At 71.3% G+C, this 21,511-nt stretch carries 22 protein-coding genes; 13 read left to right on the forward strand and 9 right to left on the reverse strand.

Features of this window, described 5'->3' with window-relative positions; translation table 11 throughout:
* Positions 1-50: 50 nt before the first annotated feature.
* The gene (gene mce / locus IH48_RS0105760; protein ID WP_030899967.1) at positions 51-479 is read right to left on the reverse strand and encodes a methylmalonyl-CoA epimerase; all 429 of its coding nucleotides are present in this window, start codon (positions 477-479) and stop codon (positions 51-53) included.
* 172 nt (positions 480-651) lie between these two features.
* Here mce and IH48_RS0105765 point away from each other — a divergent pair, with 172 nt between their 5' ends.
* Positions 652-1,851, forward strand: a complete 1,200-nt coding sequence (locus tag IH48_RS0105765) for an acetyl-CoA C-acetyltransferase (RefSeq protein WP_030899968.1) — start codon at positions 652-654, stop codon at positions 1,849-1,851.
* A gap of 55 nt (positions 1,852-1,906) precedes the next feature.
* Positions 1,907-2,863 (forward strand): methylmalonyl Co-A mutase-associated GTPase MeaB, encoded by a 957-nt coding sequence (meaB, locus tag IH48_RS0105770; RefSeq protein WP_030899969.1) that lies wholly within the window; start codon positions 1,907-1,909, stop codon positions 2,861-2,863.
* Here the strand turns inward: meaB and IH48_RS0105775 are convergent.
* Genes IH48_RS0105775 through IH48_RS0105795 form a run of 5 tightly spaced genes read right to left on the reverse strand, consistent with a single transcriptional unit; the run spans position 2,850 to position 6,084 of the window.
* Positions 2,850-3,458: an AAA family ATPase gene (locus IH48_RS0105775; protein ID WP_324604288.1), complete on the reverse strand. Its 609-nt coding sequence runs from the start codon at positions 3,456-3,458 to the stop codon at positions 2,850-2,852. The two genes, meaB and IH48_RS0105775, sit on opposite strands and share 14 nt — an antisense overlap.
* 7 nt (positions 3,459-3,465) lie before the next feature.
* Positions 3,466-3,963 (reverse strand): MarR family winged helix-turn-helix transcriptional regulator, encoded by a 498-nt coding sequence (locus tag IH48_RS0105780; protein WP_030899971.1) that lies wholly within the window; start codon positions 3,961-3,963, stop codon positions 3,466-3,468.
* A gap of 49 nt (positions 3,964-4,012) precedes the next feature.
* Positions 4,013-4,795 carry an AIM24 family protein gene (locus tag IH48_RS0105785; protein ID WP_030899972.1) on the reverse strand — a complete coding sequence of 261 codons (783 nt, stop codon included), beginning with the start codon at positions 4,793-4,795 and terminating at the stop codon, positions 4,013-4,015.
* Positions 4,792-5,442: an AIM24 family protein gene (locus IH48_RS0105790; RefSeq protein ID WP_030899973.1), complete on the reverse strand. Its 651-nt coding sequence runs from the start codon at positions 5,440-5,442 to the stop codon at positions 4,792-4,794. Before IH48_RS0105790 ends, IH48_RS0105785 begins: the two co-directional genes overlap by 4 nt.
* A 3-nt stretch (positions 5,443-5,445) precedes the next feature.
* Positions 5,446-6,084: an AIM24 family protein gene (locus IH48_RS0105795; RefSeq protein ID WP_078849504.1), complete on the reverse strand. Its 639-nt coding sequence runs from the start codon at positions 6,082-6,084 to the stop codon at positions 5,446-5,448.
* 149 nt (positions 6,085-6,233) lie between these two features.
* Between IH48_RS0105795 and IH48_RS0105800 the strand changes: the two genes are divergently transcribed.
* The 3 genes from IH48_RS0105800 (at position 6,234) to IH48_RS0105810 (ending at position 8,952) form a co-directional block, all read left to right on the forward strand.
* Complete coding sequence (locus tag IH48_RS0105800) at positions 6,234-6,578, forward strand: DUF3817 domain-containing protein (RefSeq protein ID WP_030899977.1); 345 nt, start codon at positions 6,234-6,236, stop codon at positions 6,576-6,578.
* A complete protein-coding gene (locus IH48_RS0105805; RefSeq protein ID WP_030899981.1) occupies positions 6,575-6,886 on the forward strand; it encodes an MTH1187 family thiamine-binding protein in 312 nt (103 codons plus the stop codon). Before IH48_RS0105800 ends, IH48_RS0105805 begins: the two co-directional genes overlap by 4 nt.
* Before the next feature lie 131 nt (positions 6,887-7,017).
* A complete protein-coding gene (locus IH48_RS0105810) occupies positions 7,018-8,952 on the forward strand; it encodes a glycosyltransferase family 2 protein (protein ID WP_037841060.1) in 1,935 nt (644 codons plus the stop codon).
* Positions 8,953-8,996: 44 nt separating this feature from the next.
* On the opposite strand, the gene IH48_RS0105815 is transcribed toward IH48_RS0105810, so the two are convergent.
* On the reverse strand, positions 8,997-10,019 hold the full coding sequence (locus tag IH48_RS0105815; protein WP_030899986.1) for a glycoside hydrolase family 6 protein: 1,023 nt from the start codon (positions 10,017-10,019) through the stop codon (positions 8,997-8,999).
* Between the two features lie 131 nt (positions 10,020-10,150).
* Between IH48_RS0105815 and IH48_RS0105820 the strand changes: the two genes are divergently transcribed.
* The 3 genes from IH48_RS0105820 to IH48_RS0105830 all read left to right on the forward strand — a co-directional run bounded on the left by IH48_RS0105820 (position 10,151) and on the right by IH48_RS0105830 (position 12,855).
* Complete coding sequence (locus tag IH48_RS0105820; RefSeq protein WP_030899989.1) at positions 10,151-10,690, forward strand: MarR family winged helix-turn-helix transcriptional regulator; 540 nt, start codon at positions 10,151-10,153, stop codon at positions 10,688-10,690.
* Positions 10,691-10,733: 43 nt separating this feature from the next.
* Entirely contained in the window at positions 10,734-11,072 is a 339-nt protein-coding gene (locus IH48_RS0105825; protein WP_030899991.1) for a DUF3817 domain-containing protein, read from the forward strand.
* Positions 11,073-11,154: 82 nt separating this feature from the next.
* Entirely contained in the window at positions 11,155-12,855 is a 1,701-nt protein-coding gene (locus IH48_RS0105830; protein ID WP_030899994.1) for an acyl-CoA mutase large subunit family protein, read from the forward strand.
* A 42-nt stretch (positions 12,856-12,897) separates the two neighbouring features.
* Here the strand turns inward: IH48_RS0105830 and IH48_RS0105835 are convergent, their stop codons facing one another.
* Positions 12,898-13,641: a TetR/AcrR family transcriptional regulator gene (locus IH48_RS0105835; RefSeq protein WP_078849505.1), complete on the reverse strand. Its 744-nt coding sequence runs from the start codon at positions 13,639-13,641 to the stop codon at positions 12,898-12,900.
* A gap of 255 nt (positions 13,642-13,896) precedes the next feature.
* Between IH48_RS0105835 and IH48_RS0105840 the strand changes: the two genes are divergently transcribed.
* The 4 genes from IH48_RS0105840 (at position 13,897) to IH48_RS0105855 (ending at position 18,429) form a co-directional block, all read left to right on the forward strand.
* A complete protein-coding gene (locus IH48_RS0105840) occupies positions 13,897-14,871 on the forward strand; it encodes a tetratricopeptide repeat protein (RefSeq protein ID WP_030900001.1) in 975 nt (324 codons plus the stop codon).
* Between the two features lie 777 nt (positions 14,872-15,648).
* Complete coding sequence (locus IH48_RS0105845) at positions 15,649-16,302, forward strand: DUF6230 family protein (RefSeq protein ID WP_030900003.1); 654 nt, start codon at positions 15,649-15,651, stop codon at positions 16,300-16,302.
* 125 nt (positions 16,303-16,427) lie between these two features.
* On the forward strand, positions 16,428-17,018 hold the full coding sequence (locus IH48_RS36860) for a DUF6114 domain-containing protein (protein ID WP_030900006.1): 591 nt from the start codon (positions 16,428-16,430) through the stop codon (positions 17,016-17,018).
* Positions 17,008-18,429: a hypothetical protein gene (locus IH48_RS0105855; RefSeq protein WP_030900007.1), complete on the forward strand. Its 1,422-nt coding sequence runs from the start codon at positions 17,008-17,010 to the stop codon at positions 18,427-18,429. Before IH48_RS36860 ends, IH48_RS0105855 begins: the two co-directional genes overlap by 11 nt.
* Positions 18,430-18,541: 112 nt before the next feature.
* On the opposite strand, the gene IH48_RS0105860 is transcribed toward IH48_RS0105855, so the two are convergent.
* Positions 18,542-19,900, reverse strand: a complete 1,359-nt coding sequence (locus IH48_RS0105860; RefSeq protein ID WP_030900010.1) for an MFS transporter — start codon at positions 19,898-19,900, stop codon at positions 18,542-18,544.
* A 120-nt stretch (positions 19,901-20,020) separates the two neighbouring features.
* On the opposite strand from IH48_RS0105860, the gene IH48_RS0105865 reads away from it, so the two are divergent.
* Positions 20,021-21,469, forward strand: a complete 1,449-nt coding sequence (locus tag IH48_RS0105865) for an aromatic amino acid ammonia-lyase (RefSeq protein WP_030900012.1) — start codon at positions 20,021-20,023, stop codon at positions 21,467-21,469.
* The last annotated feature ends 42 nt before the right edge of the window (positions 21,470-21,511 follow it).

Below are 21,511 nucleotides of genomic sequence, written 5' to 3' on the forward strand. Positions count from 1 at the left end.
CCGGCCCGGCCCCGGCCCGGCCCACTCTACCGGGCCCGGGACACGCGAAGTCAGTGCTCCGTGGCGGAGGTGACCAGTTCCGTGAGGACTCCGTGGCAGTCCTTCGGGTGAAGAAAGGTGATACGTGAGCCCATCGTGCCCGTCCTGGGCTCGTCGTACAGGACGCGGACGCCCTTGTCCCTGATGGCCTCGGAGTCGCTGTCGACGTCCCCGGTGCCGAACGCGATGTGGTGGACGCCCTCCCCGTGCCTGGCCAGCCACTTGCCCACGGCCGAGTCCTCCCGCACGGGTTCGAGTAGCTGGAGGTACGACGAGCCGCCGTCCGATGTGCCGTTGATGCGGAGCATGGCCTCCCGCACGCCCTGCTCCTCGTTGACCTCGGTGTGGAGGACCTCGAAGCCGTACGTCGAGCGGTAGAACTCGACGTTCGTGTCCAGGTCGTGGCAGGCGATTCCGATGTGGTCGATGCGCGTCAGCATCCGCCAAGTCCAGCGCGGTACGGCCGGTGACGCAACGTGCGCGCCGTCACACGGACCGGCCGGTGACCGATGTCCGTGCCCGCCGCTACATTGGAAGTTAACCGTCGTTCACACTGTCAGGGACCTTCAGGGCCGGCCGGCGGCCGGGCCGCACGCAAAGGGGATCGTGCTCATGTCCGGATCGAACACCACCACGTCAGTGATCGTCGCGGGCGCCCGCACGCCCATGGGGCGGCTGCTCGGCTCGCTCAAATCCTTCTCCGGGGCGGATCTCGGCGGCTTGGCGATCAAGGCCGCGCTGGAGCGTGCCGGCGTCGGGCCCGAGCAGGTCGACTACGTGATCATGGGGCAGGTGCTGCAGGCCGGCGCCGGCCAGCTGCCCGCCCGCCAGGCCGCCGTCAAGGCCGGCATCCCCATGACCGTGCCCGCACTGACGATCAACAAGGTCTGCCTGTCCGGGCTCGACGCGATCGCCATGGCCGACCAGATGATCCGCGCCGGCGAGTTCGACATCGTGGTCGCCGGCGGCCAGGAGTCCATGACCAACGCGCCGCACCTGCTGCCGAAGTCCCGCGAGGGGTACAAGTACGGCTCCCTCGAAGTGCTGGACGCCATGGCGCACGACGGCCTGACCGACGCGTACGAGGACATCCCCATGGGCGCCTCGACGGAGAAGCACAACACCCGCCTCGGCATCGAGCGCGCCCCGCAGGACGAGTTCGCCGCCAGGTCCCACCAGCGTGCGGCGGCCGCGCGCAAGAACGGCGTGTTCGACGCCGAGATCGTGCCGGTCGAGGTCCCCCAGCGCAAGGGCGAGCCGGTCCTCGTCTCGGCCGACGAGGGCATCCGCCCGGACACCACGGCCGAGGGCCTCGCCAGGCTGCGCCCCGCCTTCTCCGCGGACGGCACGATCACCGCGGGCAGCTCGTCGCAGATCTCGGACGGCGCCGCGGCCGTCGTCGTCATGAGCAAGGCCAAGGCCGAGGAGCTCGGGCTCTCCTGGCTGGCCGAGATCGGCGCGCACGGCAACGTCGCGGGGCCCGACAACTCCCTCCAGTCCCAGCCGTCCCACGCGATCGAGCACGCGCTCGGCAAGGAGGGCATCGGCGTGGGCGACCTCGACCTCATCGAGATCAACGAGGCGTTCGCCGCGGTCGCCGTACAGTCCATGAAGGACCTGGGGGTGTCGCCCGACCTGGTGAACGTCAACGGCGGCGCGATCGCCCTCGGCCACCCGATCGGCATGTCGGGCGCCCGCCTCGTGCTCCACCTCGCGCTGGAGCTGAAGCGGCGCGGCGGCGGCGTCGGCGCGGCCGCGCTGTGCGGCGGCGGCGGCCAGGGCGACGCGCTGATCGTGCGCGTGGCGAAGTAACGCGCGGGCGGGTAACGCGCGGCGAAGTGACACGGAACACGGGAGGACCCGGGCAGTGGTGGACGTCTCCGAGCTCGTGACGCAGGCCAGGGCGGGCAGGCCCCGCGCGGTGGCCCGGCTGATCTCCCTTGTCGAGGGGGCATCGCCGCAGCTGCGCGAGGTGATGGCGGCCCTCGCACCGCTCACCGGCGGTGCGTACGTGGTGGGTCTCACGGGCTCGCCCGGCGTCGGCAAGTCCACGTCGACGTCCGCCCTGGTCACCGCGTACCGGAAGGCGGGCAGGCGGGTGGGCGTGCTGGCCGTCGACCCGTCGTCGCCGTTCTCGGGCGGCGCGCTGCTCGGCGACCGCGTCCGCATGGCGGAGCACGCGTCCGACCCCGGCGTCTACATCCGCTCGATGGCCACGCGCGGCCACCTCGGCGGGCTCGCCTGGGCCGCGCCCCAGGCGATCCGCGTGCTGGACGCGGCGGGGTGCGACGTGATCCTGGTGGAGACCGTCGGGGTCGGCCAGTCGGAGGTCGAGATCGCCTCCCAGGCCGACACGTCCGTGGTGCTGCTCGCGCCGGGCATGGGGGACGGCATCCAGGCGGCCAAGGCCGGGATCCTGGAGATCGGCGACGTCTACGTGGTCAACAAGGCCGACAGGGACGGCGCGGACGCGACGGCCCGCGAGCTGAACCACATGCTGGGCCTCGGCGAGTCCCGCGCCCCGGGGGACTGGCGGCCGCCCATCGTCAAGACGGTCGCGGCGCGCGGCGAGGGCACCGACGAGGTCGTCGAGGCGCTGGAGAAGCACCGCGCGTGGATGGACGAGCACGGCGCCCTGGCGGCGCGGCGTGCGCACCGCGCGGGGCGCGAGGTCGAGACGATCGCCGTCACGTCGCTGCGTGAGCGCATCGCCGACCTGCGCGGCGACACGCGCCTTGAGGCACTCGCCGCCAGGGTCGCCGCGGGCGAGCTCGACCCTTACGCGGCGGCGGACGAACTGGTGGCGGGCGTCACGGGCGCGTAGCCCCTCGCCGCGGCTCAGCCGCTCGGCGGGCCCGCCGGCGCGGTCGCTCGTCGGCGTGGCCCGCCAGCCAGGTCGCGGCGTGCGCCGGGGTGGGCAGGCGCACCACGCGCAGCGGCGCGAAGCGCTCGGCCCGGGTGCGGCGGTCGATCTCCGCACGGCGCCCGGCATGGCCCGTCCACGCCGACCATGCGGGGTGGTCCCGCGTCAGCCAGTCCGCCCAGGCCTCGCGGTTCCCGCCGAAGATGCGTTCCCGCAGCAGCGACCTGCGCAGGGAGCGGCGCAGCACCCGGGGCATGATCACGCGGCGCGAGTAGTCGAGCCAGACGATCGTGTCGGCGCTCTCCCACAGCACGTCCCTGACCGCCGGGTAGCCGAGCGAGTCGATGACCCAGCGCGGGCCGGCGGCGATCCGCGCGACCTCAGCGGCGAAGGTCTCGTTCAGCCGCCATCCGGGGCCGGAGAAGTACAGCGCGTCCATCTCGTGGTACGGGACCCCCAGCCGCCGTGACAGGGCGCGGGCCATGGTCGTTTTGCCCGCGCCGGTGCTGCCGACGACGAGGATCCGCCGCGGACCCGGCCGCGGGCCGTCCTGCACGTGGCGGTCAGGCCTTGCCGCGGCTGCCGCGCAGGTGCTCGGCGACGGGGGCGAGCGACGCCCGCAGCCCGTCGAGCTGCTCGGGCGCCATCAGCCCGATGAAGTGCTTGCGCACGGAGGCGACGTGGTGCGGGGCCACCTCGCGCATGGTCTCCATGCCCTGGTCGGTGAGGACCGCGAACAGCCCGCGCCGGTCCGACTCGCAGTGCTCCCTCACCACGAGCCCGGCCGTCTCCATGCGGGTGATCTGGTGGGACAGCCTGCTCTTGGACTGCAGGGTGGCGGCCGCGAGGTCCGTCATGCGCAGCCTGCGGTTCTCCGCCTCGGACAGGTTCACGAGGATCTCGTAGTCGTTGTTCGTGAGCCCGAAAGGCTGGAGGTCCCTCTCCAGCTGGTAGGTCAGCAACCGGTTGACGTCCAGGTGCGTGCGCCAGGCGCACTGCTCGGCTTCGGTCAGCCAGCGGGTGCCGCCGTCCCCGTCGGCTCTCTGCGTCTCGGTGTCCATGACGACATTCTACCTAAGATGTTGAACGTTCTACGAGAGTGCTGTCCGCTCAGAGGCCGAAGCGGCGTTGGAGGTCGCCGAGTTGCCCGCCGAGCCTGGGCATCCCCGACCCCCCGCCCTGCTGGCCGCCCTGGTACCCGCCGCCCGGCACGCCGGCCTCGCCCGGCACCGCGCCCGTCGGCTGCTCCGGCATCAGCACCTCGGTGGACTGGACCAATACCGTACCCGCCCCGACGAACTCGAACTGGTGCTCCTCGCCCGAGGCGCCCCCGATGCCCGTCATGGCCCGCACCCCGCCGAGGATCCCCCGCATGTAGCCGAAGTCGTAGTGGTGGCAGGGGGAGGGGCAGTCGGCCCAGCCGACCAGCGCCTGCGGATCCACCCGCAGCGGCGGCTCCATGAACACCACCGGCCCGTTCGACACGGCGACGAACTTCCCGGTGCCGATCAGCGTCAAGAACCCCGGCACGATCGACTGCTTCAGCGCGAGCGACGGCTGGAACGCCAGCAGGTTGCCCGACCTGATCGTCAGATTGCCGTCCTCCAGATCGTAGGAGTTCACATCGAAGGCGCGGTCCGCGAGCAGCATCTTGCCGCTGCCCTGCGCGACCACCCAGTCCGCCACGTGCAGGGGCGAGTGGAAGCTCGTGCGCAGCAGGTTCTCGAACCGGCCGTGGCCGACGCCGTCGAAGGAGATCTGCCCGTAGTAGGCGATCATCTTGCCCTTCTGCAGGAACCACCGGTCGTCGCGCAGCTCCACGCAGTACGTGTACTTGTTGACGTTGTCGTCGCTCGGCAGCGTCATCGGGTCGAGGACCACGGGCCCGCTCACAGCTTCTCCTCCGATGCCTGGACGAACACCGCGCCGCTGCCGCTGAGCTCCAGCTGGAACGCCTCGCCCGAGCCGCGGCCCACCATCTCGCGCCAGCCCAGCGCGGTGGACAGCTTGTTGCGCACGTCGCCGTAGTGCGCCACGTACGCCTGCGGGTCGACGTGCACCGCGCGCCCCGGCTGGATCGGCAGCTCGATCACCCCGCCGTGCGCCATCACCGCGACCGCGCCGTGCCCCCTGAGCGTGGTGGTGAACAGGCCCTGCCCGGTCACCTGGCCGCGCACCATGCCCATGACCCCGCCCTGCGAGCCCATGAACATCGTGCCCTGCTCGAGCGAGCCGTCGAAGGCGAGCAGCCGGTCCGCCTCCACGTACAGCGTGTCGCCGCTGAGGTTGACGACCTGGATGTGGTGGCCGCCGTGGCCGAACAGCACGGTGCCGCTGCCCTCGACCGACATCAGCGGGGTCGCCTCGTTCGCGACCCGGCGGCCGATCATGGACATCACGCCACCCTGGCCGCCCTGGATGTTCGGCGTGAACGAGACGTCGCCGCGGTAGGCGACCATCGCGCCGCGCTGGCTGAACATCCGCTGCCCCGGCGTGATGGATGCCTCGACCAGTTTGTCGTTGAGCTCACGGAACGGCATGGCCTAGACGTCACCCCCGATCGTGTTGCGCTCACTGGGTTGCACGTAGACGACGCCGTCGCCCTCGAACCTGATCTGGAAGGACTCGCCGGATCCCTCGCCCATGAAGGTGCGGAACGACACCCCCGACTGGAAGGACTGCCGCAGACCGCCCTGGTGCGCGATGTACGCGCCCGGGTCCACCGACAGCGGGTACTGGGGGGTGACGCGCAGCACGACGGCGGGGCCGTCCGACATGATCGCGGCCTGTCCCGAGCCCTCCACGGTCGTCGTGAACAGGCCGTTGCCGCCCGCCGCGCCGCGCATGCCGGTGAACGTGGTGCCGGTGCGCAGGCCCGCGTCCGTGCACAGCAGGTTGGACGCCTCGACGTAGAGCTTGTCGCCGCGCAGCGCGACCAGGTTGATCTCGCTCGCCCGGTCGGCGAAGAAGCAGGTGCCCTGGCCGCGCACCTCCATCACCGTCATGGACTCGCCGGTGATCCTGCGCGTGACCATCCCGCGCAACCCCTCACCGCCGCCGGTCATCTTCTTGAACGACATCTGGCCGTCGTAGGCGACCATCGAGCCGTTCTTCGCCTTCACCGCGTCACCCGCCATGTCGACGGCGAGCATCTTGCTTCCCTGGAGTCGGAACTGAGCCACGCTGAAGAAGGTAGCGCCTCGCGGTGGGCCGGCGACCCTGGCGGCCTGAGCCGGCGCCGCGGCTGCCACAATGGCGAGCAGTTTGTGCGCGCGTTCACAAACCGCTCGCGTGCACAGACCACAAGCCCCGACCGAAAGCGAAAGCCTCCGTGGACATCAAGACCGCTTCCGCACTCCACCGACTCCGCCTGGTCTCCGCGCCCGAGGCGGTGTCCTTCCTCCTGCTGCTGGTCTGCTCGGTGCTCAAGCGCACCACGGACTTCAACGCGGTCCCCGCGATGGGCATGATCCACGGGATCCTGTTCATCCTCTACGTCCTGTTCTGGCTGGACGCCTGGCGCTGCACCCGCTGGAAGCTGCCCACGGCCGCCTTCTACTTCATCCTCTCCGTGCTGCCCACCGGCGGGTTCTTCGCCGAGCGCAAGCTCAAGCGGGCCTCCGAGGACATGGTCATCGCCGCCAGGGCGCGCCGCGAGGGCACGGTGAACGCATGATCGTCGCCTTCTCCGTCTCGCCGCTCGGGGCCGGCGAGGACGTCGGCGAGTACGTCGCCGACGCCGTGCGCGTCGTGCGCGAGTCCGGGCTGCCGAACCGGACGGACGCCATGTTCACCTCCATCGAGGGCGAGTGGGACGAGGTGATGGACGTCGTCAAGCGCGCGGTCGCCGCCGTCGAGGCCCGCTCCAACCGCGTCTCGCTCGTGCTCAAGGCCGACATCCGGCAGGGCGTCACGGACGGCCTGACCGCCAAGGTCGAGACCGTGGAGCGCCACCTGTCGCAGGGACGCGCCGCGGACGCCTGACGCGTACGCCGTCATCCGTACGAAGGAAACGGGATGAGGAACCGCCTCACTCGGACGACTCCAGTCGACACGCCGTGTGATGTCCCCTTTTGTGGGGTTATCAACGTCATTCGTCGGCTGGAGGCACCATCGTGCGGCCGCAGGGCTACGACTACGACATCCACAGCTGTCTGGCAGGTCCCCTCCAGGAACCGGATCCCTCCGGCGCCTACCGGGTGGAGTACCGGAGCCTGCTGGCGCAGGAGCCGCACCGAATAAGAGCAGTCCTGCTGATGACGTCCGCGCCCGTGCTGTCGGCCGTGCTGCTCGGCTACCTGGTCTGGCCCAGCCACCGCACCGAGCGCCACGGCGGCGAGCAGTGGCTGGTCGCCTTCGACCACGTGATGCTCGTGTCGATCGGCTGCATCGCCCTGTTCATGCTGGTCAACGTCGCGTCGGTCGCCCACGCCACGTTGGTCGCCCGCGACCCGGTCCCGGTGGTGCCCGAGGCCGGCACCAGGGTCGCGTTCCTCACCACGTACGTGCCGGGCAAGGAACCGCTCGCCATGGTGCGCGCGACCCTGCGGGGCGCCGTACGGATCAGGCACGAGGGCCCCTTCGACGTCTGGCTGCTCGACGAGGGCGACGACGACGAGGCGAGGGCGCTCTGCGCGGAACTCGGCGTGCACCACTTCACGCGCAAGGGCGTGCCCGAGTGGAACCGGCCCAAGGGCGTGCACAAGGCCCGCACCAAGCACGGCAACTACAACGCCTGGCTCGCCATGCACGGCGACGCGTACGACTTCTTCGCCGGCGTCGACACCGACCACGTCCCGGTGCCCGGCTTCCTCGAGCGCATGCTCGGCTACTTCCGCGACCCGGACGTGGCCTTCGTGGTGGGCCCGCAGGTGTACGGGAACTACACCTCGCCCGTCACCAAGGCGGCGGAGTCGCAGCAGTTCCTCTTCCACGCGCTCATCCAGCGGGCCGGCAACCGCTACCAGGCGCCCATGTTCGTCGGCACCAACAACGTCGTGCGGGTCAGCGCCCTGAAGCAGGCGGGCGGCCTGTACGACTCCATCACCGAGGACATGGCCACCGGCTTCGAGATCCACCGCAGGAGGAACCCGCTGACCGGCAGGTTCTGGCGGTCCGTCTACACCCCTGACGTGCTCGCCGTCGGCGAGGGCCCGGCGTCGTGGACCGACTTCTTCACCCAGCAGCTGCGCTGGTCGAGGGGGACGTACGAGACGCTCTTCAAGCAGTACTGGAAGGCACCTTTCCGGATGCCGCCCGGGCGGGTGCTCAACTACTCGCTCATGCTCGTCTACTACCCGATGACCGCGGTCAACTGGTTCCTCGGCATCCTCAGCTCGGTGCTGTTCCTGTGGCTCGGGGCGTCCGGCACCCAGGTCTCCTCCGAGATCTGGCTCATGCTCTACAGCGACGCCGCCGCCCTCCAGGTCGGCCTGTACCTGTGGAACAGGCGCCACAACGTCTCCCCGCACGAGCCCGAGGGTTCCGGCGGCCTGGCGGGGATGGCCATGTCCGCGCTGTCCGCGCCGATATACCTGCGCTCGCTCGTGTCCGCCGTGCTGCGCACCCGCGGCCGGTTCGTCGTCACCCCCAAGGGCGGCGAGGCGAGCCCCGACCGGGCCGCCACCTTCCGGGTGCACCTGCTGTGGGCGGGCGTGCTGGCCTCCTCGCTCGTCGCGTCCGCCGTCCTCGGCCACACGCACGCGGCGATGCGGACCTGGGCCGCGCTCGCGCTCGCCGTCTCGCTCGCGCCGGTCGCGATCTGGCTGTGGACCGACCGCCGCGGGGCGATCGCCGCGCGGTTCGCCGGCCGGCGAACCGCCGGGGCGTCCGCACGCACGGCCGCGTCACCCAAGGCGCCGCCGCGCTCGCCCCGCGAGGCGCTGCGCGAACTGCGCGAGCTGAGGGAGGCGCGCCCGGCGGCCACGGCGCCGGGCTCCCAGGAAGCCGCGGCGTGCGCGGCGGCGCCGACGCGGACGACGGTCGCGGCCCCGGCCGCTGCGCAGGCCCCGGCCGGGGCCACGGCGCCGACGCCCACCGGGGGAAGCTGAGCGGCCGCGGCCGCCGCAGGCGCCCCGTCCGGCGGGGCGCCGCGTCAGCTCTTCGCGCGGCGGGCGAGCCCGAGAGCGTACTGGGGCCACCAACTGCCCGCCGCGGGCCCGCCGCGGCACGTGCCGTCGGAGTCGCCCGGGCGCTTGATCCACAGGTAGGCGTCGAGCAGCGGGTCGCCGGTGTGCGTGCTCGGCGCCTTGCCGAGCGCGCGGCCCGGCGGGTTGCACCACGCCTCGTCACCGCGGCCGCCGGGCAGGGGTCCCGCGCCGTTGCGGCTGGTGTCCATCACGAAGTGCGCGCCGCCGAGCGCGCCGGAGATCCTGGCGCCGTAGCGCTTGACGGCGTCGTCGCGCTGGAAGTTCGACACGTTGAGGGAGAAGCCGTCGGCCCGCGCGACGCCCGCGCGCTTGAGCGCGTCCGCCATCCGCCCCGTGTCGGCGACCCAGGCGGGGTTGCCCGCGTCGAGGTAGACCTTGGTGTGCGGCTGCTGCTTGAGGCGTGTCACCGCGGCGGACAGCAGCGTGTAGCGCTCCTGCTGGAACTCGGGCGGGGTGCAGCCGTCGGCCAGGTGCGGCAGGGCGTCGGGCTCGAGGACGACGAGGGCGGGCGCGTCGCCGATGGCTCCCGCGAAGGCGTTGATCCAGCTCTGGTACGCCTGGGCGCTGGTGGCGCCGCCCGCCGAGTACTTGCCGCAGTCGCGGTGCGGGATGTTGTACGCGACGAGCAGTACGGTCCGCCCGGCCGGGGCGGCGGACCGCACGGCGTGCCGGATCTCCGGGCCCGGGTCGTCGCCCGCGGGCCAGTCGGCCACCGGGCGCCGGGAGATGCGCTGGAGCAGCTTCGCGTCGGCGGTCCTGCCGTCGGCCTGCCACTTCTTCACCTGCCGCGCGGCGTCGCTGTCGGGGTCGACCCAGTAGGGGGACGCGGAGTACGGGGCGGACTCGCCGCCCACGACGGACGCGTGGCCGTCACCGCCGCCGGCCGAGCAGGCAGCGGCGGCGGGGCACAGGGCCAGTGCGAGGGAGACGGGGAGGGCTGCGAGGCGGGGGTGAGGGCGGCCGGGCATGGTGCATATCGTGACATGTGCCGCATTACGCACGTGTGTGCGCCACGCGCGGAACGCCGGCTGAGGGCTGTGCGGTGACCGGGGAAGACGCCGGGAGCGCGGGCATATCATCCCTCGGTAGGGTCGGGGGCGTGCCGAAGCCGTTGAGCCTGCCCTTCGACCCCATCGCCCGCGCCGACGACCTCTGGAAACAGCGCTGGGGCCCCGTCCCCTCGATGGTCGCCATCACGTCCATCATGCGCGCGCAGCAGATCCTCCTCGCCGAGGTCGACTCCGTCGTCAAGCCGTACGGGCTCACGTTCGCGCGCTACGAGGCGCTGGTCCTGCTGACCTTCTCCAAGGCCGGCGAGCTGCCCATGTCCAAGATCGGCGAGCGGCTGATGGTCCACCCCACGTCCGTCACCAACACCGTCGACCGCCTCGTCAGGGCCGGCTTCGTCGACAAGCGCCCCAATCCGAACGACGGCCGCGGCACCCTCGCCTCGATCACCGAGGAGGGCCGCAAGGTGGTGGAGGCCGCCACCCGCGACCTGATGGCCATGGACTTCGGCCTCGGCGCCTACGACGCCGAGGAGTGCGGCGAGATCTTCGCGATGCTGCGCCCACTGCGCCTGTCCGCCCAGGACTTCGAGGAGCGCCGGCCGCCCGAGCGGCGCGGTGGCGAGTGGTGACCCGCGCGAAGATCGCCCGTATCGTGGCACTACGCTCTTGCGTATGAAACGAAGTGTGCTGACCCGTTATCGGGTGATGGCGTACGTCACAGGCGTGCTCCTCATCGTGCTGACACTGGGGGTCATCGCCAAGTACGTGCTCGACATCAACGGAGCGGCGGGCTTCGTCGAGGTCGTGGGCATCGCGCACGGCTGGCTCTACATCGTGTACCTGATCTTCGCCTTCGACCTCGGCTCCAAGGCCAGGTTCCCCGTGCTGCGGCAGCTGTGGGTCCTGCTCGCCGGGACGCTGCCCACGGCGGCCTTCTTCGTCGAGCGCCGGGTCTCCCGCGAACTCGAGGCCAAGGTCGTCGACCCGGCGCCCGCCGCCGCCAAGGCCTGACCGCGCACGGTACCGCCGCGTGACGATGTCCGCGGCGGTTTGCCATCGACATTTACTTTGACGTCCTAGTAAATTCGAGTGCATGGACGCTGACGCGATCGACGAGGGCCGCAACCGCTGGCAGGCCCGGTACGACAAGGCCCGCAAGCGCGACGCGGACTTCTCGACCCTCTCGGGCGACGAGGTCGCCCCCGTGTACGGACCGCGGCCCGGGGACACGTACGAGGGGTTCGAGCGGATCGGCTGGCCGGGGGAGTACCCGTTCACCCGGGGCCTGTACCCGACCGGGTACCGGGGCCGCACCTGGACCATCCGCCAGTTCGCCGGGTTCGGCAACGCACGCCAGACCAACGAGCGCTACAAGACGATCCTCGCCAACGGCGGCGGCGGCCTGTCCGTCGCCTTCGACATGCCGACGCTGATGGGCCGTGACTCCGACGACCCGCGTTCGCTCGGTGAGGTCGGGCACTGCGGCGTCGCCATCGACTCGGCCGCCGACATGGAGGTCCTCTTCGACGGCATCACGCTCGGCGACGTGACGACGTCCATGACGATCAGCGGTCCCGCCGTGCCCGTCTTCTGCATGTACCTCGTCGCCGCGGAACGCCAGGGCGTCGACCCCGGCGTGCTCAACGGCACCCTCCAGACCGACATCTTCAAGGAGTACATCGCGCAGAAGGAGTGGCTCTTCCAGCCCGAGCCGCACCTGCGCCTCATCGGCGACCTGATGGAGCACTGCGCGACCGCGATCCCCGCGTACAAGCCGCTGTCCGTATCCGGCTACCACATCCGCGAGGCCGGCGCGACGGCCGCGCAGGAGCTCGCGTACACGCTGGCCGACGGGTTCGGCTACGTGGAGCTCGGCGTCGCGCGCGGCCTCGACGTCGACGTCTTCGCGCCGGGCCTCTCCTTCTTCTTCGACGCGCACGTGGACTTCTTCGAGGAGATCGCCAAGTTCCGCGCGGCCCGCAGGATCTGGGCCCGCTGGATGCGGGACGTCTACGGCGCCACCACGGACAAGGCCCAGTGGCTGCGGTTCCACACCCAGACAGCGGGCGTCTCGCTCACCGCGCAGCAGCCGTACAACAACGTCGTGCGCACCGCCGTCGAGGCGCTCGCCGCGGTGCTCGGCGGCACCAACTCGCTGCACACCAACGCGCTCGACGAGACGCTCGCGCTGCCGAGCGAGCAGGCAGCCGAGATCGCGCTGCGCACGCAGCAGGTGCTGATGGAGGAGACGGGGGTGGGCAACGTCGCCGACCCGCTGGGCGGCTCCTGGTACATCGAGCAGCTCACCGACCGGATCGAAGCGGACGCCGAGAAGATCTTCGAGCAGATCACGGAGCGCGGCAGGCGCGCGCACCCCGACGGCAACCACCCGGTCGGCCCGATCACCTCCGGCATCCTGCGCGGTATCGAGGACGGCTGGTTCACCGGCGAGATCGCCGAGTCGGCGTTCCGCTACCAGAGCGCCCTGGAGAAGGGCGACAAGAAGGTCGTCGGCGTCAACGTCAACACCGGGTCCGTCACGGGCGACCTGGAGATCCTGCGCGTCAGCCACGAGGTGGAGCGCGACCAGGTGGCGACGCTCGCCGAGCGCAAGGAGGCGCGCGACGACGCGAAGGTCACCGCCGCGCTCGGCGCGATGCTGGCCGCCGCGCGCGACGGGTCCAGCATGATCCCGCCGATGCTGGACGCGGTACGCGCGGAGGCCACCCTCGGCGAGATCTGTGGCGCGCTGCGCGACGAATGGGGCACGTACACGGAGCCGCCCGGCTTCTGAGGGCGCGGGCCCTCGGCGGCCGCCCGGGCCACGGCGGCCGCTCTAGGAGCCGGCGTCGGCCGCCGTCGGCTCCTGCGGGCCCTGGGTGGGGGCCTGGGCCTCGGCCGTGGGCGAAACCGGGGCCGCGGGCCCGCCCGTGGCCCCGGCGGCCGGGGTGCGCTGGGCCGTCAGGCCCGTCAGTACGAGCTGCGTGAGGCGGCGGGCCCAGTCGCCGTCCACCGGCTCCGCGCTCACCAGCGTCCTGTGCACCACCGCGCCGGCGACCACGTCGAAGATCAGGTCGGTGTCGCGGGCGGCGGCGGCCGGGTCGGGCGGCGGCGGGATCTCGCCGCGCTCCTGGGCGCGCTCGCGGCCCGCCACCACCAGGTGCTTCTGCCGGTCCACGATCGCGGTGCGGATGCGCCGCCGCAGCGCGTCGTCGCGGGTGGCCTCGGCGATCACCGCCATCAGCGCCGTCTTCGCCTCGGGCCGTTCGAGCAGCGCGCCGAACTGGCGCACCACCGACTCGACGTCCGCCGCCAGGCTGCCGAGGTCCGGCAGCCGCAGCTCGTCGAAGAGGATCGCGACCGCGTCCACCACGAGCTCGTTGCGGCTCGGCCACCGTCGGTAGAGCGTCGTCTTGGCCACGCCCGCGCGCGCCGCCACGTCCCCCATCGTCAGCTTCGACCAGCCGAGTTCGACGAGCGCCTGCCGGGTGGCCGCCAGGATGGCCGCGTCGGCCTCGGGGCTGCGGGGGCGGCCGGTGCGTCCCTGGTGCATACCTTCGGGGCCGGTACGGGTAGACATGGCGGCGACCCTACCGGCCGGGCGCTGTGAGACAGGTCATGCGGCGATCGGCCCCGGATCCCGGCCGGTACAGTTACGCTACGAGTCGTAGCGAAAGACCTCTGGACGAGGTCGGAGCGACAGCCACAGGCGCCTGGTGGGGACCAGGCGCCACCAGCAGGGCGCACGGGGCGCCACGGGGGCGTCCCGTGCGCCGCCCACCACGGCGAACCGGCACGTTTCCGAAACCGCGCGCGGAAGGGGGAGGATGTACTCATGCAGCCTAGGAACATGTCCATGAGCGGCGTCGTCGACCTCGCCGCGGTGAAGGCGGCCGGCGAGGCCAAGACAAAGGCGGAGCAGGCACGTGCCGAGGCCGCCCGCCAGGGCGGTACGGGTGCCGTGCCCGCGGCCGGCCTGGTGATCGACGTCGACGAGGCGGGCTTCGAGCGCGATGTCCTGCAGCGCTCCACCGAGGTGCCCGTCGTCATCGACTTCTGGGCGGAGTGGTGCGAGCCGTGCAAGCAGCTCAGCCCCGTACTCGAACGACTGGCGCTCGAGTACAACGGGCGCATCGTGCTGGCCAAGATCGATGTGGACGCCAACCAGGCGCTGATGCAGCAGTTCGGCATCCAGGGCATCCCGGCCGTCTTCGCGGTGGTCGCGGGGCAGGCGCTGCCGCTGTTCCAGGGGGCGGCCCCGGAGGCGCAGATCCGCCAGACGCTCGACCAGCTCGTCCAGGTCGGCGAGGAGCGCTTCGGGCTCACGGGCATCGCGGTGCAGGCCGACGGCGAGGGCGCGGAGCCGCAGGAGGCGCCCGCGCCGCCGCCAGGACCGTACGACGCGCTGCTCGAAGCCGCCGTTCAGGCGCTCGACGCGGGCGACTTCGCGGGCGCCGTCCAGGCGTACCGCAACGTGCTGTCGGACGACCCGGTCAACACCGAGGCGAAACTGGGCCTCGCGCAGGCCGAGTTGCTGGGGCGGGTCGGCGAGCTCGACCCCCAGCGGGCGCGCAAGGACGCGGCCGACAACCCCGCGGACATCGACGCGCAACTGGCCGTGGCCGACCTGGACCTCGCGGGCGGACATGTCGAGGACGCGTTCTCCCGCCTGATCGAGACCGTGCGGGGCACTGCGGGGGACGACCGGGAGAAGGCCAGGCTGCGTCTGCTCGAACTGTTCGAGGTCATCGGCGGCGACGACCCGAGGGTGGCGGCCTCGCGCGCGGCGCTCGCGCGCGTCCTGTTCTGACGGATTCGACAAGGACCTGACGGGTCGTCGGGAATTGGCGGGCCCGGATACCGCGCGGAACGCACCGCACGGCGTCCGGGCCCGTCGCGCTTTTCGCATGCTGAAGTTCCGTGTGGGACTCACGGTAATGCTGTGACCGGTGATTTGATGGAGCTGTGGGACGGATGTGACGATCCGGTGTGGCCGGGGGAGCGGGCGTCCGTGGCCTGGTGCGGATTTGGCGACAAGGCGATGACGGATTCATTGCTTTACCAAGACTTGACCTATGCCGTCTTTGTTACTCGCAGTAAATCGCCCTCTCCCTTCTGCCCGGTTTTCCTCATCGATCATCCCACTTGTTCCAACCACTGGTAACACCCTGTGTGCCGGTCCGGCGCCCCTCGGTTGCCGACGTGCCGCCCAGCCGTTACTGACTAGTAACGAAGCCCCTTGTGTCCCGGCCGCGAATGGACCACCATCGTCGACGCTCGGTCCAATACCGCACCAGCACGGCAACCAGTCGCGTCACGTCGGTCCTGGGTCCCCACCGGGCGGGTCGGCGGGTCAAGTGAACTGCCGGCTCGGACAGGGGGGTTCTCGCCCAACAGGCGGGGCCTGTCCGAAGGTTGCGCCACGGCGCGATCAGTGGTTGTCGCTCGGGGGTGATCGACCGGTGGTTCGGGCGCGGCTCGCGCACGGCGAAGCGGGCGCTCTCCTTCCGAGGACGTAGCACTTCTCCCCATCCCATGGCGGGCCCACGTCCGCGTGGCGATGTACGTCCGAGAAGGAGGAAATCGCATGGAGTCCCCAGTACGTGGTGGGACCAGATGGAAGCGCTTCGCGGTGGTCATGGTGCCGAGCGTGGCCGCGACGGCCGCGATAGGCGTCGCCCTGTCGCAGGGGGCGCTTGCCGCGTCCTTCAGCGTGTCGGGGCAGAACTTCAAGGTGAGCGCCGACAAGCTCGTCGGGCAGGGCTTCACCCAGTACGGCGGGGTCGACTACGGCACCGACACCGGTAACGGGAAGAAGGCGGCGCACCCCGTCGCCGTCAACGGCTTCACGTCGGCAAAGATCACCAACCTCTGCCAGTCGGTGGTCACGCCGAACGTGCCGGGTATCGGCACCATCACCCTGCGCCTGAGTGCGGGCAACAAGGGCACGGATGTCAAGGCCAAGAACCTTTACATCGACCTTGATGACCTGAGCACGACAAATGCCACGTTCAAGAACATCAACATCGGCGCGGCTGCCGGGTCGACGAACGATGGCAAGCACGCTGGTATCGCGCCGGGCGACAAGGGCAAGGTCGCGGGCGACTCGTTCGCCCAGGACGCGGACCAGGCCGTGCTGACGGGTGTGAAGCAGCAGGCATGGGCCACCACGGCGGGCACTTTCAAGCTCGCCAACCTGGGCCTGTCGCTGAAGAGGGGCAACAACCCCTGTTACCACTAGGCACTCGCCGGCGGGCGGGGACAACGGGCCGCGGAACATCCGTCCGCGGCCGGGCGCCTCGCCCGCCACCACCTCAAACTCATGGCATTCCGCACGGTAATGCCGGTTCCAGGGAGCTGTTTTCCATGAGCGCCGAGACCGCGGACACCCTCGTGACCCCGGAGCGTGACGGCGGGTTCAGGTACTGGCGGCTGAGGTTCCGCGCCTGGCGCGGACACCGGCCCTTCTGGGCCGGGCTGTTCACGCTCGTCAGCGGGCTGCCGATCGGATACTTCCCGTACGCACATCTGCACATCGGCAACCTCACCCTCGCGATGGCGACGACGGCCGGCGCCGGGTCGCTCATCATCGGCGTCCTGCTGGTCACGCTCGGCCTGACGATGTGGTTCCACTCCATCGTCCGGGTGTTCGCCGGTGTCGCCGCGATCCTCCTCGCCCTGGTCTCGATCCCGGTGTCCAACCTGGGCGGCTTCTTCGTCGGTTTCCTCCTCGCCCTCATCGGTGGCGCGCTCTCCGTGTCCTGGGCGCCCGAGAAGGCGAAGAACCGGGTCGCGGAGGACGAGGCCGCACCGGAGTTCGCCGGAAAGGCCGAGTCCGGGGACACCGTGGTCCTGGGCGACGGCCCGCTGCTGCCGGGCCCGCGCCCGGGAGCCGACGAGGATGCGACTCGGACACACACGGACTGGTTCAAGGGCGGGAGGCACAGTGCGGGCTGACGACGACACGCGGCCGGCGGCCGGTTCCGCCGCGGATGTCGACCTCACGCGAGCGAGAGCCCGGCACGCGGCGCCGAGGAAGTCGCTGCTGACCAAGATCCACATACCCGCCGGCAAGGCGATGGCCCTCGCGGCGATGCCGACAGCCGTGTTCGTCGGCATGAGCCTCACACCGAAGCTCGCCATGGCGGACGACAGCAAGGCGGCCCCGTCCACCTCCGGTCCCTGTGTGACCCGGTCGGACGAGCCCAGCGCCTCGGACTCGCCGTCGCCCTCCGCCTCGCCGTCCGGCTCCCCGTCCGCGTCGGCGAGCCCGTCGTCCAGCGACGGCAAGTCGTCCAAGAGCGGCAAGGACAGCGGCAAGAGCGGCAGCGGCAAGGGTTCCAACGGCGGCTCGTCGGATCCGCAGCCGTCGGCGTCGTCCTCGGCGTCCCCCACACCCGACCCCACCGAGTCGTCGTCACAGAGCGGCAGTGGCAGCGGGGGTGGCGGCCTGCTCGGCGGGCTCGGCTCCGCGCTCGGCGGGCTGCTGGGGGCGCACGGCGACTCGTCGTCCCCGTCGCCGAGTGCGACGGACAGCACGCCGAAGCCGTCCGCCACGGACAGCAAGAGCGACGACTCGTCCAAGGACACCTCGGGCAAGGCCGGCGACGCGCTCGGCAAGACGGTGAAGGGCACACTCGGCGGCCTTTCCAAGGCCGGCAAGGACGCGGGCAAGTCCGCGTCGTCGTCGAAGTCGCCGTCCGCGTCCGGCTCGTCGGACGGCAAGAAGGACGGCAAGGGCGACGGCTCGTCCGCGAGCGCAACCCAGTCGAAGGAACAGGCGATGAGGGACCTGCTGACGCACAAGGGCGTCAAGTTCAGCGACGCCACGGCCGACACGAAGAGCGCGGACACCAAGGCCGGCAGCGGTTCCTGCGACGACGGGCCCTGCGATCTGCTCCCGATCCTCAAGCCGCCCACGCAGGACGCCAACGCGCCCACCATGGCGACCGACCCCTGGCACCTCAAGAGCAGCAAACTCAGCCTCAAGGGCCTGTGCTTCCGGGGGCTCGTGGACATCAAGACCGCTTCGGGAAAGACGAAGCGGGTCATGAAGTTCACGGCGGACTCGATCGGCATCAAGGACCTGCACCAGACGGTCGACAACCGTGACAGCCACGGCAACATCGTGCGGCACACGGAGATCGAGACGAAGCCCGGCTCCACCTCGACCATCGACGGCCCCGTGACCATGTACACGGAGAAGCTGTCGGGCAACCTGCTCGGCCTGCTGCCGATCACGTTCAGCCCGGACTTCCCGCCGCCGATCCAGATCCCGTCGGTGTTCTTCACCAACGTGAGCCTCGACCAGGCGGGCCAGTTCGGCGGCACGCTGAAGATGCAGGGCCTGCACAACTTCATCGACTAGCCATCGACCAGCCCCGCATGCGCACGTGAGCGGCCCGCCGTCCCTTCCCAGGGGCGGCGGGCCGCTCTCACGTACGCGTGGCCGGGCCCGCGAGGCCCGGCCACGCGCCGCGTCACTCCAGGACCACGTCCGAGGTCTCCGGCGCCCAGACGACGGAGACCACCGCGCCCAGCACGAGGAACACGGTGAGCGCCGTCATCGAGGCGGAGAAGCCCAGGTGGTCGATGCTCATCGGCAGCAGGAACGTGCCCGCGGCCGACCCGACCCGGCTCACGCCGTTCAGCAGCCCCACGCCCGAGCTGCGCAGCGCCGTCGAGAAGAGCTCCGGCGGATACACCTGGTCGAGATTGGACGCGGCCGACATCGTGAACGTGAACACGAGGAACAGCACGAACAGCACCACGGAGGGGCCACCCGGCCACAGGCCGAGCGGGCCGAGCGCCAGCGCCATCACCACGAACGAGGCGATCACGAAGCCGCGGCGGGAGAAGCGCGCCGTGAACCAGAGTCCCGCGATGCTGCCCAGCAGCAGGAAGACGTTGAGCAGCCCGTCCCCGAGGAACCCCTCCTTGAGGTGGAACTTCGCCATGACGACCGGCAGGAACGTGTAGATCGCGAAGTACGGGATGACCTGGCAGTTGTAGTACAGGACACCGAACGCGGTCTTGCGCCACTGCTCCGCGTCGAACAGCCGCCGGTACGATCCCGCGGGCCGCGCCCCCGCCTCCTGCGCGGCGCCCGCGCGCACCCCGGCCGCGATCGACTCGAAGTCGACGTGCTCGCCGATGTAGCGCGCCACGACGGCGCGCGCCTCGTCGAGGCGGCCCTTGCTCACCAGCCAGCGCGGCGACTCGGGCGTGCCGATCCGCAGCAGCAGGACGACGGCCGCCGGCACGGCGCCGCTCGCCAGCAGCCAGCGCCAGCTGTCGCCGCCGTACCCGATCAGCCAGTTGCCGAAGAAGTACGAGCAGATGTAGCCGACCGTCCACATGGCAGTGAGCGACGCGAGCAGGAACCCGCGCTGGCGGCGCGGGCAGAACTCGGCGACGAGCGTCGGGCCGATGGCGTAGTCGGCGCCGATGCCGACGCCGATCAGGATGCGCAGCACGAACAGCAGGCCGGCGCCCTCGACCCAGAACTGGGCGACCGAGGCGAGGGTGATCAGCAGGAAGTTGAGCATGTACAGCTGCTGGCGGCCGATGCGGTCGGCGAGCGCGCCGAGCGAGATGCTGCCGATGAAGATGCCGATGAGGGCCGAGGCGCCGAGCAGCCCCTCCCAGACGGAGCCGAGGTGCATCTGCGGGGTGATCAGGGTCAGCGCGATCCCGATGACGCCGAGTTGGTACCCGTCGGAGAAGTTCGCCCCGAACGTCAGCGCGGTGATCTTGACGTGGAATCTGTTCAGCGGCGCGTCGTCGAAGGAGACCCTTCCGTCCCTCGTGGCCTGCGTCGTCAGGTCGTGATCAGGCATCGTTCCACTTGGTCCCATCCGCGGGGGAGCCCGCGGGGCCCGCCCTCTTGCCAAGGTACTGAATAACAAGTTTCATGGAGCCTCATTCATGAATGAATAGCTGTCAAGGAGGTGAACGGCATGGATCCTGACCATGTCCGGGTCGACGGTCGCGGCCTGCGGTGCGAGGACATCGTCGCGGTCGCCAGGCGCGGCGCGTCGGTCGGCCTCGACGGGAAGGCGCTCGACCGCGCGCTGGCGGCCTACCGTGTGGCGCGGGACAGCGAGACCAAGCGTGCCGTCTACGGACGCACCACCGGCGTCGGCGCCAACCGCCACGAGGTCGTCGATCCCGAGGCCGCCGACCAGCACGGGCTGCGCCTGTTGCGCAGCCACGCCGGCACTTCGGGCCCCCGCACCCCGGAGGCCGCCGTAAAGGCCACCCTGCTCATCCGCCTCAACCAGCTCGCCGCCGCGGGCAGCGGCGTCCACCCCAGGCTGCTCGAAGCGCTCGCCGCCGCGCTGCGCGAGGGCGCCGTGCCCGCGCCGCACGCGCGCGGCTCCATCGGCACGGGCGACCTGGGCGCGCTCGCCGAGATCGCGCTGACCCTCGCGGGCGAGCGGCCGTGGGGGAGCGGGCACCTCGACCCCGTGCCGATCAGCCCGGGCGACGCGCTGGCCTTCATCTCCAGCAACGCCGCGACGCTCGCCACGTCCGTGCTCGCCTGGTCCGACCTGAACCGCCTGCTGCGCGCCAGCCATGTGGTGGCCGCCCTCTCCTACGTCGCGCTGAACGGCTCGCCCGAGGCCTTCGCCACGCGCGTGCACGCGCAGCGCCCCCACCCGGGGTCCGTGCACTGCGCCGCCGAGATGCGGCGGCTGCTGTGGGGCGAGGACGAGCCGGCCGGGGGCGCGAGGCTCCAGGACCCCTTCGGGCTGCGTGCCTTCCCGCAGGTGCAGGGCCCCGCCCTGGAGGCGGCCGACGCGCTCAGGAAGATCCTGGAGATCGACGTCAACGCCGCGGCCGAGAACCCGTTCATCGACGTGGAGAGCGGCCGGGTCTACCACCACGGCCACTTCGCGACCTCGCACCTCGCGCTGGGCCTCGACCGGCTGCGGGCGGCGCTGCACCACGTCGCCGAGCTCTCCAGCGCCCGCCTGAGCGACCTGGTGGAGCCGGATTTGACCGGCCTTCCGCCGTTCCTCGCGGACGGCCCGGCCGGCAGCTCGGGGATCATGATCCTCGAGTACGTCTCGCACGACGCACTCAGCAGGCTGCGGCACGCGGCGTCCCCCGTGACGCTCGGCACGGCGATCATCTCCCGCGGCCTTGAGGACCACGCGAGTTTCGCCTCGCAGGCCGCGCACAGCACGGCCGAGGCGGTCAGCGCCTACCGCACCGTGCTCGCCTGCGAGTTGGTCGGCGTGGTCAGGGCGCTCTCCCTCAGGCCGGTGCCGCTGCCGGACACGCCCGTGGCCGAGGCGCTGCGCCGCGGCGCCCAGGCGCTGCCGCTGGTGCGCGAGGACCACCCGTTGACGGCGGAGATCGCCGCGGCGGAGAACATCGTCCCGCTCCTGGCCGACCTGTGACCCGTCCTCAGGGCCGCGCGCCGCGCACACGGCCGCGGGCCG

Origin of the sequence: Streptomyces sp. NRRL F-5126 (assembly GCF_000721265.1) — a bacterium.
Lineage (GTDB): Bacteria > Actinomycetota > Actinomycetes > Streptomycetales > Streptomycetaceae > Streptomyces.

Coding starts and splice junctions, on each gene's coding strand:
- mce (WP_030899967.1), bottom strand. CDS start 479: ATGCTGACGCGCATCGACCACATCGGAATCGCCTGCCACGACCTGGAC.
- IH48_RS0105765 (WP_030899968.1), top strand. CDS start 652: ATGTCCGGATCGAACACCACCACGTCAGTGATCGTCGCGGGCGCCCGC.
- IH48_RS0105780 (WP_030899971.1), bottom strand. CDS start 3,963: ATGGACACCGAGACGCAGAGAGCCGACGGGGACGGCGGCACCCGCTGG.
- IH48_RS0105790 (WP_030899973.1), bottom strand. CDS start 5,442: ATGCCGTTCCGTGAGCTCAACGACAAACTGGTCGAGGCATCCATCACG.
- IH48_RS0105805 (WP_030899981.1), top strand. CDS start 6,575: ATGATCGTCGCCTTCTCCGTCTCGCCGCTCGGGGCCGGCGAGGACGTC.
- IH48_RS0105815 (WP_030899986.1), bottom strand. CDS start 10,019: ATGCCCGGCCGCCCTCACCCCCGCCTCGCAGCCCTCCCCGTCTCCCTC.
- IH48_RS0105825 (WP_030899991.1), top strand. CDS start 10,734: ATGAAACGAAGTGTGCTGACCCGTTATCGGGTGATGGCGTACGTCACA.
- IH48_RS0105830 (WP_030899994.1), top strand. CDS start 11,155: ATGGACGCTGACGCGATCGACGAGGGCCGCAACCGCTGGCAGGCCCGG.
- IH48_RS0105835 (WP_078849505.1), bottom strand. CDS start 13,641: ATGTCTACCCGTACCGGCCCCGAAGGTATGCACCAGGGACGCACCGGC.
- IH48_RS0105840 (WP_030900001.1), top strand. CDS start 13,897: ATGCAGCCTAGGAACATGTCCATGAGCGGCGTCGTCGACCTCGCCGCG.
- IH48_RS0105845 (WP_030900003.1), top strand. CDS start 15,649: ATGGAGTCCCCAGTACGTGGTGGGACCAGATGGAAGCGCTTCGCGGTG.
- IH48_RS36860 (WP_030900006.1), top strand. CDS start 16,428: ATGAGCGCCGAGACCGCGGACACCCTCGTGACCCCGGAGCGTGACGGC.
- IH48_RS0105860 (WP_030900010.1), bottom strand. CDS start 19,900: ATGCCTGATCACGACCTGACGACGCAGGCCACGAGGGACGGAAGGGTC.
- IH48_RS0105865 (WP_030900012.1), top strand. CDS start 20,021: ATGGATCCTGACCATGTCCGGGTCGACGGTCGCGGCCTGCGGTGCGAG.